This window comes from Chitinophaga sp. CF118, from assembly GCF_900112615.1.
Lineage (GTDB): Bacteria > Bacteroidota > Bacteroidia > Chitinophagales > Chitinophagaceae > Chitinophaga.
This window is the reverse complement of the sequence record NZ_FOMK01000015.1, coordinates 52,315-69,310: the sequence shown is the minus strand read 5'-3', so window position 1 is coordinate 69,310 and position 16,996 is coordinate 52,315. Positions and strand designations below refer to the sequence as shown.

Below are 16,996 nucleotides of genomic sequence, written 5' to 3'. Positions count from 1 at the left end.
TGTCTTCCACAGTAGTTGTTTTAATGGTTTCGCTGGGATAGTTAATGACGTTAAAATTTGTGCCTAATACATTAGGTTCTTGTCCTTTAGTAGTACCGGAATGGTAGTTTGGGCAACCTAAGAATAGACTTCGCGAGTGAGGTTGACTTTGCGATTATGAGCAGCAAAACGGATGGAAATTGTAGAGTGCTGGGTGATGGCATTAATTGTTTGATATCACCACACCAGATACTGTGGTCGCCGCTCCATTGTAGGTATCATTCAGATCGATTATAGTTCCATTGGCCATAGTGAATACGGCTTTGTTTCCATCCGGCTTAATATCTATGGGAATGTAATTTTGTGTTATCGAATTTCTATCACGAATTGATGCTGCATAAAGACTGTAAATAATACCAATTATAGAGATGATAGCCGCTACATAATATTGATAAACTGAAAAAATATGTGGCTGACGTATAGGTACAATTCTGACCCAGATTCGATTTTCCCTTTCCATTAATTCTAGTATGGGCGAAGCGGATTTCTTTAATTCTGAAGTATGGATATACCAGTCTTCTATTAACGCACTCTCATCTGGCGAGCACTTCCCTTTTCCAAACTGATGGAGTAGATCTATAATTTTGTTCTCATTCATGATACATTTACTATAATGGTACTTGTTAACTCTAATACTATTTATGAATATGTAAATAGACAGAACCGAAAAATATATCTAAAATATTCTGTTGAACCCAAGAATTGTAGACATGATTTGAAGGCACAAAATGCAGGTTAATTTGGAACGAAGAACCTTTATGGCATAATAGATTTGTTTTTTTACTGTACCTTCTGCTACATTAACTGTTGTCGCAATTTCTTTGTGTGTCAAATGTGTCTTACGGCTCATTTCAAAAATAATCCTCATTTTTGGTGGGAGGCTTCCTATTTCTTTTTCTATCTGGCGCTTAAGTTCGTTTTCCCGCATCCGATTATCGGTAGTGCATTCCCCGCGCTTAAAGTGTTCTTTTATGGAAGTAATGTAATTTGTTTTAACTTTTCTATGCCTGATCAGATCCAGCACAATATTTCGTGTACTCTTGTATAGAAAGGCACTTATAGTAGATTTGTAATTCAGTTGGCCCATTTGCGCAAGCAGCTTTGTGAAGAGTTCTTGTACAACGTCTTCTGCTTGTAGCTCATCTTCCAGCATTTTATTTGCATGAATAAACAATAAGCTCCAGTAGCGTCTATATATTTCCTCAAATGCGGAAATATCCTGCATATTGATCATGTCCGCAAGCTGAGCATCTGAGTATAAGCTGTAATTATTGGCCCTCATGTCCTGTTTATTAGCTTTTAAAAGAAAAGCCTACCCCCTTATTTGATTAATCTTAGTCGTACTTAAATCAAATATCGAAATTCCTTAACAGGCGTAGTAAAATTTAATAAAAAACTTCATGATAAAGGATACCATAAGTTTGTTGTAGGCGTATTTTATACCTGTAAAGATATAAAATCTGTTTATCCCATCAGTTAATGTGAGGTTAACGCTGGATTTTTGGTTTTAGCCTGTGATAAGGGTTTTATCACTCAGCAATTATCCATGCTTTTTATGAAAATGAAAATATTTTATTTAAATTGGATAATAATACCCTCCCGGAGTACACTGAAAAGTGGAAAGAATGATCCGGGAAATATGCCAGGACCTATAATAAAGTTAACCAGGAAAATAACCGTTAATAAAAAAGATAGCCATAAACAGAGATTACGATGATGAAGAAACCTCAATTATTCTTATTGCATTTTGCCGGTGGAAGCTGTTATTCTTTCCGTCATATGGAACCCTTTCTAAAGGATTTTGAAGTAGTTACACCTGAACTTCCGGGCAGAGGCCAACGGATGAGAGAAAACCTGCTTAATGACTTTGAGCAGGCTGCAGAGGATATGTATCGCCAGGTGATATCTAAGTTAAATTCGTCCAGGTTCGTGTTATATGGGCACAGTATGGGCGCTTATCTTGCATTGCGGGTTGCCAATATGTTAGACAGGGCATCTACGCCACCGGCCTGCCTGTTGGTAAGTGGTAATGCGGGTCCTGGGATATACAGCCCGAAGAAAAGGTATCTGCTGGAACACGACGAGTTTTTTAATGAAGTGGGCAGACTGGGAGGGCTCCCGCCAGAGATATTGAGCAACAAGGAGATACTGGAGTTTTATGAGCCGATATTGAGAGCTGATTTTGAAGTGGCCGAACGGAATAATACAGCAATGGAACCTCCTGTAAATATGCCACTCTTCGCTATGATGGGCGATAAAGAAGGAAAAGTGGGACAGATCTCCAACTGGCAACGGTTTACCAATTCGTCATTCAATTATGAGATCCTGGAAGGTGATCATTTTTTCATCAATCATCATCCCGAAAAAATTGCTGGTATTATCAGATCAAACTACGAACAGGCAACGCTGGCAGGAAAATATAATTCAGTTTAAGGGCGATGGATATTTCCAGTCAGGCATTCAACTTATAAATACCATACAAACATTTATGGTAATTATGCTGGATAGATTGTTCAAGGATCAGATTGTTAATATTAAAATTTTTCCTGGAGTTAAGCGGATGAGATAAATGAAAGGCGACACCAGCCATTTTTAACGACTGCTTGGTTTTACCTGATTTATTGAGCCTCATTGCAAATTCAACATCTTCACATCCCCATCCTACAAAAGCCTCGTTATAACCATTTATTTCAATGAAATCATCTTTCCAGAAAGCCATGTTGCAGCCATTCATATTATATCTTTCCTTGCCCCTTACCTTATACTTATCCGATAGAAACCGGGCTATGGTTAAGTTACGTAATGCATTGAGCTTATGCCGTGATAATTTTGCGAGTATGGTAACAGGTGGAACAATTTTATCTTTCAATAAAAATTCCGTTACTGTTGTATCGAGTAATGCCCTGCTGCCCCGAACATAGTAATTCTCTTTCGCTATCCAGAGATGATCTTTTATGAAGTTGGGATCTATGAGGATGTCCCCGTCAATCTGGATAATATACTTATGACTGGCGGCCATAATGGCCTTGTTTAATATTTTAGACTTCCGGAATCCTTTATCTTCCTGCCAGATGTGTATGATTGGAATAGGGGAGATGTTTTTAAATCGCTCTATTAGTTCTGCTGTTTCTTCTGTAGAACCATCATCAGCAATCACTATTTCGTTGGGCATGACAGTCTGACGAAGCACACATTGCAGGCTAAAGTCGAGTGCTTTAGACCAGTTGTAAGTAGAAATTACCAAGCTACAAGTTATCACATTATCTGCCATACAAAATCCAGTTTTAATAAGCCTTCTCATCTTTCCTGATCAATAACCAGGTAGTGAGAACTATTATTCTTAAATCAAAAAAGAACGACCAGTTCTCCAGGTAATAAACATCGTGCTGTACCCTTAAATCCATTTCAGAAAGCAACTTCGTTTCACCCCTGTACCCACTTGCCTGTGCCCATCCGGTTATACCGGGTTTTACAAAATGCCGGACCATGTAATTGTCCAGCAATTGTTTATACTTTTCTGTGTGGGCAAGCATGTGTGGCCTGGGACCTACAACCGACATATCATTTATCAGTACATTAAAGAACTGAGGTAATTCATCAAGGTTTGTTCGTCGAAGAAAACGCCCTATCCTGGTAAAACGGGCATCGTTTAACGTTGCCTGCGCAATGTCTGCCAGGTCGTTTACATACATGCTTCTGAACTTATAACAAACGAATGGCAGACTGTTTTTACCGGAACGTAACTGTTTAAAGAAAACAGGACCTCTGGAATCCAGCTTAATAAGCAATGCGAGAATAGGCGTGAGCCAGCTCAATATACAAACGATCACTATAATGGACAATACAATGTCCAGGGATCGCTTTACGAACTGATTAAACCCATCCTGTAATGGCATAAACTCATATACGCGCTGTTGCTCCGGTAGCGCTAAATGAGCATCTTTCTCTCTGAATATTTTTCTAAGGCCAATCTGGCTCAAACTTTTGCTGATCATACAGAAAACATGTGGTGATACAAAGCCGTGCTAACTCATTATAAACAACTAAAAAAGGCGTTATGGTTGCCTCATAATTAAAAATATTTAGTGTAAAACATTCCTACATTTGTTACAATAAGTAAGGCAAATGAACATTGCGATTATTGGTACTCGAGGCATTCCAAATCACTACGGCGGATTTGAACAACTGGCGGAATATCTTTCTGAAGGTCTGGTGAAATCAGGGCATCACGTTACGGTATATAACTCGCACAACCATCCCTACCAGGAAAAAACATGGAAAGGCGTGAACATTATTCACTGCTACGATCCTGAACATAAAATAGGAACAGCCGGACAATTCATTTATGATCTGAACTGTATCATAAATGCACGCAAACAGAACTTCGATATCATTTTACAGCTAGGCTATACCAGTAGTACGGTTTGGGGATGGCTATTGCCCCGGCAGAAGAGTACCGTCACCACCAATATGGACGGACTGGAATGGAAACGCAGTAAGTACTCCCGCTATGTGCAACGCTTTTTACTATATGCCGAAAAGCTGGGTATCAGATACAGCGATCACCTGATTGCCGATTCCCTGGGCATACAGGAATACCTGCGCAAAAAGTATCAGAAAGAGGCAATTTACATTCCTTATGGAGCAGATATTTTTGAACATCCGGATGAAACAATATTAAAAAAGTATCAGCTTGAGCAATTTCAGTACAACATGCTGATTGCCCGTATGGAACCAGAAAATAACATTGAAGCTATTCTGGATGGATCTATGTTGCAGCCTATCCCGAAACCCTTTATTGTGATTGGAAATGTGGATACGAAATACGGGAAGTTTCTGAAAGAAAAATATGCTGCGGGTGAGCATATCAGGTTTTTAGGTGGTATCTATAACCTGGAAGAACTGAATAACCTGCGTTATTATTCTAACCTGTACTTTCATGGGCACAGCGTAGGAGGGACCAACCCTTCTTTGCTGGAAGCTATGGCATCGCAGGCGGTGATATGTGCGCATGATAATATTTTTAACAGATCAGTGCTGGAAAAGAACGGATTCTATTTTTCAGATGCAACAGATGTAATGGGCTTATTAAGTTCCGTTTCCAGGGAAAAAGAGCATAAGAAAATAGCAGAGAACAAATCGAAGATCATCCACCAGTACTCCTGCGAAACAATCATCGATCAATACCTGAAACATTTTGTGGAAATTACAGAAGAAAGGAAAGTTGTTAAAGTTTTTCAGTACTCCAGATGAATATAAGCGTAGTCATACCTACCTATAACCGTAAAAAGAACCTGGTTGCTTTATTAAACAACCTTAGTAACTCCACACATCCTGTTAGTGAAGTAATTATTGTAGATGCCGGGACCGAGCGCTTGACGAACATTGACTACCCTCGTTTAAATATTCAACACCTATCATCCATTCCTTCAGTCTGCGTTCAGCGGAACATAGGAATAAGAGCTGCAAGATCCGAATGGATCTTTCTTTGTGATGATGATATAGAAGTGCCGTATGATTATCTGCAAAAGATAAACACCTACATTCAGCAACATCCTGAAGCAGGGGCTATTTCCGGACTGGTTCTACAACAGGAAAACGGCGAATGGACCGCTACCTATCCCGTTTATTCTTCTAAACAATTAATAATCAGATACATTTTCGGTTTAAGCATATGGGGCGAAATCCGCTGTGTTTCAAAGAACCTTTTCATAAAGAGAATTAAAAGATATTACGCCCGTAAAGGAAATCACATTGCGAGATCCGGCTGGCCGGTGATTACAGATTTCTCAGGAGAAAACTTTACCGTGCCCGTATTTGGATTGGGTGCCAGTGTTATCCGTAAGGACTGGCTGGAACATTCTCCTTATGATGAAACGCTGGATAAATATGGAATTGGCGATAACTATGGAGTTAGTATCGGTTTCCCCGGAACGGGCATTCACATATTGAACAATGCCTTTGTTTATCATCACCAGGAACGGGTGAACAGACTGGTACAGCCTTTGCAATACTATAGAAGGGTACTGGCGCTTGATTATTTCATCCGCACAAAAAAGGAATTGCAAAATGTAATAAGACTCTCTTTCATCTGGTCTTTGTTTGGGAATATCCTGGTATTTCTTTCTTCGGGAAACTGGCTAATGGTGGATGCGGGGAAGAAAGCCTTTTTCCGGATTCTATTCAGGAAGAACCCCTATGCAGAAGCGGCTGCATGTAACAAAACAATTATTGAACCGAAATTGTAAGCTGATGATTTTACATGGATTACAATTGATGAACGGAGATTACAGCAATATTTTTATTCGGGAGAATAAAATTGGAGAGATCTTTTCTCCCTATGATAACAACCCAATAGAAAGGAATATCTATTTTAAAGATTGCTTCGTTTTCCCGGGATTAATAAATTCTCACGATCATCTGGATTATAACCTGTTTCCACAGCTGGGCAACCATATTTATAAGAATTACCTGGAATGGGGCCCTGATATCCATCAGCAGAATAATGAAATCATCGAACAGGTGCAAAACATCCCCAAAGAACTGCGTACAAAATGGGGTGTTTATAAGAATCTGATTGCCGGTGTTACGACTGTTGTACAACATGGAGAAAAGCTAACTGCTCCTGAAAATTTAATTACCATATTTTCCCAATGCACTTCTTTACATTCAGTGAAATTGGAAAAACACTGGAAGCGAAGATTGAATAAACCTTTTGCAGGTAATCAGCCTTTTGTGATCCATGCAGGGGAGGGCACGGACATTGCGTCCTGTAACGAGATCGATGAACTACTGAAATGGAACATTTTTCGTCGTAAACTGATTGCTATACACGGCGTGGCCATGAATGAACGGCAGGCGGAAAAATTTGAGGCATTAGTCTGGTGCCCGGATTCAAACCACTTCCTGTTGAATGCAACGGCCAGGATTGATAAACTTAAATCATTCACAAAAATTCTGTTCGGTACAGACGCGACTGTTTCGGCCAACTGGAATATCTGGGAGCACCTGCGACTGGCAAGGGCAACAAAAATGCTAAGCGACACTGAATTAATAAATGCGGTAACAGAGGGAGCTGCGGATGTATGGCAATTAGAGAAAACGGGATTGATAAAGGAAGGATATTATGCTGACCTGGTTATTGCAAAAGGAAACAGGGATAGTTTCTTTTCAACTAATCCGGAAGATATCCAGCTAATACTTCATAAGGGTAAGATTGTTTTATTCGATGCTTCAATGCTGACGCAACTGGGTAATATTCCACACTATTCCGTTATTTACGTAAATAATGTGAAGAAATACGTTATCGGGGATGTTCCGGCATTAATAAAAGAAATAAGAAGACATATACCGGCAATTAAATTACCAATAGATGTCGATTAAAAAATGGGAGAGGAAGACGGCTCCCCAAAGGGTGCTGGCTATTCGTTTACAGGCAATGGGCGATACGGTTATCACACTTCCGTATTTACAGGCATTGCGCAACACTTTACCTGAAGGGACGCAATTGGACTTCCTGACAAGGAAAGAAGTAGATCCTATTCCCAAAGACCTCTTACTCTTCGATCATGTATTTTCTATTGGTGGGAAAAGAAACTTTAAAAAGCAATTTGTATCTGCCTGTTTATTGCTGCCCCGGTTATTCTTCAGAAGATACGATGTGATCATTGATCTTCAGAACAACCGTATCAGCAGATTTGTGAGAAAGATCTTACAGCCCAAAGCGTGGACCGAATTCGACAGGTATTCTGCTCTTGCTGCGGGTGAGCGTACCAGGCGTACCATTGAATCTGTTGGTTTGGGAAACAATTTCCTTGATGCTGGCTATCGCTTTAAACCATCTGCTTTCCAACAAGATAAATTACTAAAAGAATGTGGCTGGGATGGAAAGAGTAAATTGGTGATCCTTAATCCTGCGGGTGCATTCGGTACGCGCAACTGGGATATGGATAATTATGTGGCCTTTGCCAGATTATGGTTGCAGGAATTCCCTGATACACAATTCATAGCACTTGGTATAAAGTTCATCAAAGAAAAGGCAGACTACCTCAAAGAAAAACTGGGAGATAAGCTGCTTTATATGATTGATAATACTTCACCCAGCGAAGGTTTCAGGATTATTCAGCAATGCCAGTTCATGCTGTCCGAAGATTCAGGATTAATGCATATGTCCTGGGTTTCGGATAAACCGACAGTGGTATTACTCGGTTCTACCAGGAGCGATTGGGTAACACCGCAAAATAAAAACGCCCTCGTATTCAGCTCGGACGATCTGCCATGTGGTAATTGTATGCTGGAAACCTGTAAATTCAACGATGTGCATTGCCTTACAAGATATACACCGGAAATAGTCTTTCAAAAAACAAAAGCATTTATCAGTTCAATTGAATAGGAAAACGCTCATCATATTAACACCTGCATTTCCGGCAAACGAGTCGGAAGAAGAGTCTATATGGCTTCCGGCAAAGCAAAGCTTAATAAGAGCGCTGAACAGAAACTTCCCCGAACTGGAAATTATCATTCTTACTTTTCAGTTTCCTGTAAGCCGTGATCGTTATACCTGGAATGGGAACCTGGTGATACCATTCTCTGGAGAGAATAAAGGCGGTATGCGTAACTGGCTGTTGTGGCTGAAGGTTTTTAAGACGTTATTCCATCTGAAAAAGAAGAAACACATTGTCGGGCTGCTTAGTTTCTGGTGTGCAGAATGTGCTTTTATAGCGCATTATTTTTCAAAGTTATACCGGTTAAAGCATTATTGCTGGATATGCGGACAAGATGCAAGGCCCTGGAATAAATTTGTAAAACGTATCCGCCCGGAACCGTCGGAACTGGTTGCCATGTCGGACTTCCTGCTGAATGAATTTCATAAGAATCATGGTATTCTCCCGGCGCATCTGATCCCTGATGCGATAGATACTCAACTGTTTGATAAAGATCATGAGGAACGAACGATCGATATACTTGGCGCGGGAAGTTTGTCGCCCCTAAAACAATACGATGTTTTTGTGGAGGTGGTGGCAGCAATTAAAGAACAATTGCATATCAAAGCCATTTTATGTGGAGATGGGTCTGAGCGGGGAAGGATAGATGGGAAAATAGAAAAATTGGACCTGGAAGATGATCTTACCCTCACCGGTTCAATACCTCAGAAAGAAGTGCTGCGCCTGATGAAAAGAACAAAAGTGTTTTTGCATACCTCAAACTATGAAGGTTTTGGCAATGTATGTATTGAGGCTTTGTATGCAGGAGCGCATGTGATCAGCTTCACAAAACCAATGAACAAACCAATCCCGCATTGGCATATTGTTTCCACAAAGGAAGAGATGATAACCAGGGCATTGGAACTACTCCGGCACGATAATACTGTTTACTCATCAGTGCTACCGTTTGATATGAATGATTCCGCAAAACAGTTCATGAAACTTTTTCAGTACGACAATGAGCGTTGAGGTTAATTATAGTATGACAATAATCAAGGCTTTTTGGGTTGTGTGAGATGAGTAAAATGATCTTCCCTGATTCTGCCAGTTTCCTTAAATATTGCATTATCGCTATTTCAGAAGCTTCGTCCAACTCGCTAAAGGGTTCATCCAGCAATAGAACAGTTGCATTTTTATATAAGGCCCTTGCCAAAGCAATACGCTGACGCTGACCGCCACTTATATTCTTTCCTCCTTCCATTACCATCTTCCGGATGCCTTCCGGAAAGCTTAGTCCGGTAACTTCCAGCACTTCATTTAATTTATCAGCATCGTATTGTTCGTCGAACAAAACAATATTATCCAGAACGGATGCGTGTAAAATAAACGGATCTTGCTTTACGTAAGAGATTTGGCTCCAGAAAGGAAGATATTTCCTGCTCTCACTATTAAATAAAATGCTTCCTTGTTCCGGCTGCAGGAAACCCGCTATCAGGTTAAGCATAGTTGTTTTCCCTTTTCCTGAATCGCCGCTGATTCCGGACAATGCACCTGTATGAATGGTGGTATTTAAACGATGGAGGATTTTAGTTCCATTGTACGAGAAACTTACATTTTGAACTGTAATGGAAGTTATTTTATCTGTTATTGTAAGAACTGATTGTTCAGGGGTATTGGCCGTATCCATGATTGTATGCTGATATGTCCGTAACTGGTTGTTTAAGTTAATAATCTTTGAGATACCAGGAATGATTTTATAAGCTGCTGCCATAAAAGTGCCTAATAATACTATATATGCATTGCCCATTGTGCCGGAAAACTTTATCGCAACAATTAATATAAATAATCCCAGTATGGCAAACACTTCAAAGAACCGTGCAGGTAAATCCTGCGTTATCTGCATACTTGAAATCTTCTTACCCAGCTCTGCCTGCACTGTCGTATGCCGGTTTATAAAGAACCTGTTCTTATCAAAGATATTGCTCTCCACAAATCCCGATAGCGCCTCACGCAGGTATTGTAAAGATTGTTCTACAATAGTTTTGATATTCTTTTTAATGTTCTTTAATCTTCTTTTTGTAAGGAACACCAATAAGAATATCGGCGGTAACAGGGCAACAGTGGCTACCAGGAATAACTTTCCGTTATATACCAGTAAAGTAATTACTGACAAGCTAACCATCACACATTCTGTAATGATCAATTGGAAATTGAGCAAAACATATTGCGCAAACTCTGTGGGCTGATGAATGATCTTGCTGACAAACACAGCAGAATCTTCATTGGCAAAGTTTCTGAAATCGCCATTCAGATAGTTAGTCAGGTTTTCTGTAGAAAGCCTTTGAGCAATACGTGTGATGAATTTCACCTGGGATTGATATACCCAATGCCCCATAATATTCTTAACAGAAAAAATGAGTAAGAGCAATATCGCAGGCATTACAGAATTCTTATCGGCAAACAAACGACTATCACTCAAAAAAGAGGCATTACTTTCCGTATAAAATTTTAAGACAAACAATAAATATATAATGCAAAATATATCCAGTAAACTGATGAACGTGTTTAACACAATAAACACTTTTACCTGCTTTCTCTCCCCGGATGTGAGGACACGGATAATATTTTTATAGATGCTGTTCACTATACTTGTTTTTATCTGTCTGGATAAGTGTTATAGAAAGACAGCAGACGGTTAATATTAATGAAAGATCGCACTGATCATTAATAACGATCACGTCTGTAAATGAGCTGAGGAAAATAATGATACACATGTCCCTTAACAAAGCCATCCTGTTCTTTATTCCGGCATAACCTATATATCCGTATAACATTAAGACTGCCAGCAATCCTATAATGCCAAATGATACAAAACTTTCCAGGTATACATTATGAAAGGAATACTGAAGATATCCTCCTTTCTCGGAATTACTGCCATCACCAATATGCATATGATAGGCACGGATCTTATCCCGCAACAGATTTGCTGCATCGCCAGTGCCTACGCCCAACAGATAACTATTATGCTCTCTCATTATTTCGGATGAGAAGCGTATATAGATCAGCCGCAGGCTTAGTCCGTCGAAATAGATGCCTTCGTTAAACGTTGGCTGAGTGAGATAGGAAGTATGAAATAACTCCAGTTCCTGGAACCTGCTTTTAACAGGATTATTGGTAAAGGTTAAAAGTGCTACGATAGCGAAAATGCCGCCAACAGGAATGGCCCTGTACTTTCTGGGAAGGTAAGTGAACAAATTAACTGCTGAAATTACAAGATGTATGAACAGGAACATTCTGGAAGAAAGCAGGAGCAGCCAGATGGTAAAGAAAACATACATGACTATTTTCCATCTGGCAGAAGCCGGAACAAATAAAATGACCGCAACACTTATCACACATAACATAGATGCGAAGATGGCAGACGATTCAACATTATATGCCAGCGCATGATATAGAAATACAGAAGCATCACCGCTCGTAAAATATTGTTTCATTGCCAGAATGCTGGCGAGGCTCATCCATACAAATGTTCCATACACAAACAGCTTTAGCAGGAAATAAATATGCTCCTTTTTAAATGTTTTTTTAGAAGCAAATATTATCGGAATAACAAATTCTCTTTGCACCAGATTGAACGCCTGGTTTTTATCTTTGGAAATCCAGATACTCAATACATACAACAGGAAATAAAAGGTAGTAAAATATACAAGAGGACTGCCTTTTAAGCGTTTCCACTTTGTGCTGAAATCTCCTTCAGCTATCCATACCACTAATAAAGCAATAGTGCTGATGCTGTTAATACTGCCGAATCGCCCTCCCAGGATAGCGGAAATGAGCAATAACCCCGTAAATATTAAATACAGTTTATTGAAAATGATTTCTTTCCTGGATTCAATTACTTGCATAACAAACTTTTTTATACGCCTCCAGCGTTTTGATAGCAGTTTCGGTCCAGTTGTTCTGAAGAACAATCTTATCCGTGAAGGAATTGTTCGCCGGTGCTTTCAATGCATACTGAACCGCTGTTCTTATACTCTGCAAATCGCCCGGATCACAGTATTCAACATTGTCTGAAAAATATTCCCTGGTATCCCCTTTATCACTTATTACAAGTGTGCAACCACAAGCCGCTGCCTCAAGGGAACTTAAGCCGGTTGTTTCGAACCAGCTGGCCAGAATATGGGTTTTATGTTTGTTGTATAATGTTGCAATTGTTTCCTGATCCTGGTAGTTGATAAAGGTTACTTTATCGTAAGCATTTTCCCGGCATTCATTGTAATAGGCATGGTGATTGGGCGCCGCATCACCCACGATGGTCAATGGTATATCCACCTCTTTGAGTGCCCGTATAATATTCAGCTGGTTCTTGGAGGGTTCTATTCTCGCCACACATATTACTGCATCCTCCCGTTGTAAAGATTCTAATTGATTAAAAATAGACGTATCGATGGAATTGGGAATCACTGCAAATGTGCCGGCTTCTTTAAAATCCTTTTTCAGGCGTTCATATTCGCTAAAAGAATTGGGAAGAAGACAGGCACATCCTTTCAAAATATATGCAATGGATCTTTTATGACCATAGAATATGTATTTCCAGGACATAATCCGTTCTCCATTTTTTAAACTTCGTGCTAAACATTTAAAATACTCCTGTGTATTCTTTTTGAAGAATGACAGGAACCTGTACATGAATTGTTTGTACACTTTTGGAATCTGTGCATAATCCATATAGATAGGGGAGATGACAAAGGGGAGCCTGCTCTTGTCTATATGGAAAATAATATCTGCCGGACGGATAATATTGAAGAAATGAATAAGCTCATATTGCCTGTAGTCAATATGCCTGTCATTACAAAGTTTAATATCAACAGTTATATTCAGCTTTCTCAGTTCATTGGCTGTATTCTCAATTTGAATAGTATCGCCTCCTCTTGCGGAATATAATGTGGCCCTACTTATATACAACACTCTCATAGCTGCTTTGTATTAAGAATGAAATTTGTTCTGTTAAACTGAGGGAATAAAGCCGGACTAAATGCCAGGATCCAGATCACGTACTCCGCAGGATTGAAAAGATAACTACCGGTAAACTGATAGATGAAAATAAATATGAACAGCAATTGCCGGTAGTAGTTTTCCCAGACTTTTGTCTTTATGAAAAGATATATGATGGCATAAAACCGGAGTATTACTCCCAGCGCTCCATAGATACAAAATGTTTCTGCCACGGAGTTGTAAACTCTTGTTACAGGGATTTTTGAATAGGAGTAAAAGTAGTTGGAGAATTCCTTCCCTATATGTTTAAACTGTCCTAATCCGGCACCAAACCATATCGATTTCGTTTTCGTAACATTCCAGGCAATATAAAATGAGTCAGTTATACGCCCCCTTGCAGAAGTGTCTTTCCCTGTATAAATATTTTGAAGTCTTCCAAATAACGGATTATGCCGGTAAAAGAGAAAAAGCACCAGCAAACTTGCCAGTACTCCCCAGCATGTTATCATTAAAAATGTAATATTCACCCTGCCCTTTAATTTCTCCATGTTTAACGAGAGGACAAATATGATCCCGATAAAGGATGTGATCATTACCCCCAGAGAGAAACTGAGCAATAAGGAAAGGCATAGTGTAAAGAACAGGATATTATATTCACTTTTCAGCAGTATTTTCTTTAAAGCATAATATCCGGCAATGGGAAACATGACCAGAGAATAATAAGACGCTTCGAAAGTGAACAGTTTTAACCTCGGGATAATGGGTATGTCCGGACTTATGGGAAGTAAATACCAAAGAACAGGACGGATGAATGGAATAAACAGCGTTATTAAAGCTACCAGAACCAATACAATATTTATGGTAGCAAGACTTTTAAACACGTTGCCTGTGGCATGCGCTGTTTTAAAAAACAGGTAAGCATTGAGTACAAACATAACCAGTGTTTGTAATAACACGAACGATACGATATAATCCTTCGGATATTCTACAGTTGGCAATTGTATACATGCAAACAGTAATGAAATGATAAGGAAGTGAAAGTAATATTTGAGATACTTTTGTCTTATTAAATTAATAAAAAAGAAAGGTGTTAGTAAGGTAGTATAATATAGTCCCTCGGGCAATAGTACACTGTTAAAGAACGTATACACAATTGCAACGAAAAGAAAGAGAGGATATGTTTTGTAATTGCTCACGATTTTACCAATAATAAAATTTTACTTCTGTTACCTCTTAAATGTGTGAGATAGAGTGTCAGGATCGCTAACAGGATACTCACGCATTGTAATAAAGGATTGGATAAGAATATAAATGCTGAAAGGAAAAAGGAGGGAAGCATCTGAACAATGCAGGACAGCACCATGAAACTGCCTGTGAGTATTTTGTTCAGAATCATTTCCAATACTATCATACTTACAGCACAGGCCCCAATCAGTCCGTATAGTACAGCAACCGGCTGATGAAATATATGTATACAGGCAAACATGCCTGTTAATGCAAGCACGCAGAAAAACAACACATAATATAAATAAGTCCGCTCATGGCCTACTGCATTGAAATAGTAGGTAGGCACAATACTAAGGGCGAAGAATGATTCAAATGAAATGAAATACTTAGTGTATTCATGCACTTCACTGGCGGTTTCCGTTCCCAGGATAATTTTGAAGATATAGGGATAGATAATATAGAGCACAAGCAGGAAAATGACAGCACAGCTGGTTACTACATTTCTTGCAGCCATATATAGGTCCAGGCTATCCAGCTCCTGTGCATGCATTTTTGTAAACTTGGGAGAGATCCAGTGCAGAATAGCACTGAGTCCCATATGCAAATGATTGAACATTGTAGCAATAAGTGCATAATAACTCAATACTATCAATCCGAAGTAATTGACTATTAAGTACCTGTCCGACTGGAAAGTAAGAATAATAGCAAGTGATTGCAGCCATGTGAGCACGGCAAATGATATTTCGTGTTTAGGAATTTTCAGGTTGAACTTAAATGAATAACCCGGCAAACTCCGCCTCATTAGCACAAATGCAAAAGGGATAAATAAACCGTTTACAATTATTATTACCAGCAGGAGTTGCGTAATATCAAGCGGAAAGATAGCAAGCAGTAACACATTTAGCAATAATCCGCCCAACCTGTTCCCGCTTCCCAGCAGTGCCGCAATTTTGTATTGCTCTAATGCTTTGAAGTAGTTGGTGAATATTTGTTCGAAGAATTTTATCCCAACTATACATCCCGCAAGGCCGCAGCTTTTAGCGCACAACTGCCTGTAACCTTCTCCTATTTCAAACAAATGATGCTGAGATACCAGGAAAAACCCTGTAAGTGAGAGTAATATAGAAAATACAAACAGCACAATGGTAATGCTCAGCGCGTTATTCATTGTACCAGTTTTCCCTTCCTCATCCCGCTTTCCGGTATACAAGGCGATATTTTTCAATACCATACTGCCTATACCCAGATTAAAAAGCTGCATAGATACCACTATGGTATTTACCAGCATCCATATCCCGAACTGTGCCTGTCCCAGGTGTTTGATAAAGAAAGAGGTGCTCACGAAAAAAAGCACCGGATACAGGAAAATGTCCGCTATATTCCAAAAGCTATTGATGATATTTTTATTCCGGAACATGTTCTGGCCTGGTAATATTTAATAAAATAAAAAGGAGTAGTCCACTTACTACAATGTACATTATTATAATTACCGCCGCAATTTTCAGCACAGACTTTCGCAGGAGAATCTGACTTACCAGGAACGGCTCCTGTAATTTTACGGCTCGTGGGTCTTGCAGGAAGGACTGCATATCCGCAATTTCCTCCGTAATCTTTTCGCCTTTCTCAAAAAGTGCTTCTGTATTAATCTGGCTTTTCTGGACCGGGTAAACTGATTGTGTATTGCTGCTCAAACTATTGGTATATGCATGCATCAGGGAATCCAGGGCTATCAGTTCTTTTTCCCTGTATGTAATAGCCCTTTTAAACTTTTCTATCCTCTGTTGCTGGAGTTCCCGCACAGCAACAATATTATTAAGATAGTTTTCCAATGTAATAGCCAGGCTATCAAATACCGCATGATCTGTACTTTTCACAGAGATATAAAAGATCTTGCTATTATTCTCCGTCATATCATCCGACAGTATACTCCCATAATTGTTGGTAGCTTTTATTTCCCGGATGTGCTCTAACTGATCTACACTTACCGGTAATATATCCTGTAACTGAAGGTAGGATTTCGTTTGAATAAGTGCATTCACATTGTCAATTGCTTCCCCATACAATTTTCTTTTTAAAGAAGTATACTCGTACGAAGCCTTACCTTCAAATTTCTTTTCTGCATGGGAAAAATATAATAATCCTCCCGCAGTTATCACTATCAACAGGGATGTCATTACAAACCAATAGCGCTTGAACCCTTTGCAGTACTGATAAATAATTGACCGAATAAAATGGACTAATATTTTTATTTGCTCATTAAATTCATTAATCGTTAGCTCATCATTTGGTGCTCTTTCTTCTTGCATAGACAG

At 39.3% G+C, this 16,996-nt stretch carries 16 protein-coding genes; 6 read left to right on the top strand and 10 right to left on the bottom strand.

Annotated features, from left to right (window positions below):
* Window positions 1–202 precede the first annotated feature (202 nt).
* Window positions 203–637, bottom strand: coding sequence for a hypothetical protein (locus BM176_RS31025; protein WP_090108301.1), 435 nt, complete (start codon window positions 635–637; stop codon window positions 203–205).
* A 78-nt stretch (window positions 638–715) separates the two neighbouring features.
* Window positions 716–1,321 (bottom strand): RNA polymerase sigma factor, encoded by a 606-nt coding sequence (locus BM176_RS31020; protein WP_090108300.1) that lies wholly within the window; start codon window positions 1,319–1,321, stop codon window positions 716–718.
* 431 nt (window positions 1,322–1,752) lie between these two features.
* Between BM176_RS31020 and BM176_RS31015 the strand changes: the two genes are divergently transcribed.
* On the top strand, window positions 1,753–2,472 hold the full coding sequence (locus BM176_RS31015) for a thioesterase II family protein (protein ID WP_090108299.1): 720 nt from the start codon (window positions 1,753–1,755) through the stop codon (window positions 2,470–2,472).
* 19 nt (window positions 2,473–2,491) lie between these two features.
* Here BM176_RS31015 and BM176_RS31010 read toward each other — a convergent pair whose 3' ends face one another.
* On the bottom strand, window positions 2,492–3,310 hold the full coding sequence (locus BM176_RS31010) for a glycosyltransferase family 2 protein (RefSeq protein ID WP_177230609.1): 819 nt from the start codon (window positions 3,308–3,310) through the stop codon (window positions 2,492–2,494).
* 13 nt (window positions 3,311–3,323) lie between these two features.
* Entirely contained in the window at window positions 3,324–4,034 is a 711-nt protein-coding gene (locus BM176_RS31005; RefSeq protein ID WP_090108297.1) for a sugar transferase, read from the bottom strand.
* Window positions 4,035–4,164: 130 nt separating this feature from the next.
* On the opposite strand from BM176_RS31005, the gene BM176_RS31000 reads away from it, so the two are divergent.
* From BM176_RS31000 to BM176_RS30980, 5 genes are read left to right on the top strand one after another with little or no spacing between them, the layout of a single operon-like run.
* Window positions 4,165–5,292, top strand: a complete 1,128-nt coding sequence (locus BM176_RS31000; RefSeq protein ID WP_090108296.1) for a DUF1972 domain-containing protein — start codon at window positions 4,165–4,167, stop codon at window positions 5,290–5,292.
* The gene (locus BM176_RS30995) at window positions 5,289–6,287 is read left to right on the top strand and encodes a glycosyltransferase family 2 protein (protein ID WP_090108295.1); all 999 of its coding nucleotides are present in this window, start codon (window positions 5,289–5,291) and stop codon (window positions 6,285–6,287) included. Before BM176_RS31000 ends, BM176_RS30995 begins: the two co-directional genes overlap by 4 nt.
* A 4-nt stretch (window positions 6,288–6,291) precedes the next feature.
* Window positions 6,292–7,422, top strand: coding sequence for an amidohydrolase family protein (locus BM176_RS30990; RefSeq protein WP_177230608.1), 1,131 nt, complete (start codon window positions 6,292–6,294; stop codon window positions 7,420–7,422).
* A complete protein-coding gene (locus BM176_RS30985) occupies window positions 7,412–8,431 on the top strand; it encodes a glycosyltransferase family 9 protein (RefSeq protein ID WP_090108293.1) in 1,020 nt (339 codons plus the stop codon). Before BM176_RS30990 ends, BM176_RS30985 begins: the two co-directional genes overlap by 11 nt.
* Window positions 8,424–9,491: a glycosyltransferase gene (locus tag BM176_RS30980; RefSeq protein ID WP_090108292.1), complete on the top strand. Its 1,068-nt coding sequence runs from the start codon at window positions 8,424–8,426 to the stop codon at window positions 9,489–9,491. Before BM176_RS30985 ends, BM176_RS30980 begins: the two co-directional genes overlap by 8 nt.
* Here the strand turns inward: BM176_RS30980 and BM176_RS30975 are convergent.
* The 6 genes from BM176_RS30975 to BM176_RS30950 all read right to left on the bottom strand — a co-directional run bounded on the left by BM176_RS30975 (window position 9,457) and on the right by BM176_RS30950 (window position 16,990).
* On the bottom strand, window positions 9,457–10,941 hold the full coding sequence (locus tag BM176_RS30975; RefSeq protein WP_143097965.1) for an ATP-binding cassette domain-containing protein: 1,485 nt from the start codon (window positions 10,939–10,941) through the stop codon (window positions 9,457–9,459). The two genes, BM176_RS30980 and BM176_RS30975, sit on opposite strands and share 35 nt — an antisense overlap.
* Before the next feature lie 148 nt (window positions 10,942–11,089).
* Window positions 11,090–12,367 carry an O-antigen ligase family protein gene (locus tag BM176_RS30970; RefSeq protein ID WP_090108290.1) on the bottom strand — a complete coding sequence of 426 codons (1,278 nt, stop codon included), beginning with the start codon at window positions 12,365–12,367 and terminating at the stop codon, window positions 11,090–11,092.
* Window positions 12,354–13,436, bottom strand: a complete 1,083-nt coding sequence (locus BM176_RS30965) for a glycosyltransferase family 4 protein (protein ID WP_090108289.1) — start codon at window positions 13,434–13,436, stop codon at window positions 12,354–12,356. Before BM176_RS30965 ends, BM176_RS30970 begins: the two co-directional genes overlap by 14 nt.
* Window positions 13,433–14,653: an O-antigen ligase family protein gene (locus BM176_RS30960; protein WP_143097964.1), complete on the bottom strand. Its 1,221-nt coding sequence runs from the start codon at window positions 14,651–14,653 to the stop codon at window positions 13,433–13,435. Before BM176_RS30960 ends, BM176_RS30965 begins: the two co-directional genes overlap by 4 nt.
* The gene (locus tag BM176_RS30955) at window positions 14,650–16,101 is read right to left on the bottom strand and encodes a lipopolysaccharide biosynthesis protein (protein WP_090108287.1); all 1,452 of its coding nucleotides are present in this window, start codon (window positions 16,099–16,101) and stop codon (window positions 14,650–14,652) included. Before BM176_RS30955 ends, BM176_RS30960 begins: the two co-directional genes overlap by 4 nt.
* Window positions 16,088–16,990: a hypothetical protein gene (locus BM176_RS30950; RefSeq protein WP_143097963.1), complete on the bottom strand. Its 903-nt coding sequence runs from the start codon at window positions 16,988–16,990 to the stop codon at window positions 16,088–16,090. Before BM176_RS30950 ends, BM176_RS30955 begins: the two co-directional genes overlap by 14 nt.
* Window positions 16,991–16,996 lie beyond the last annotated feature (6 nt).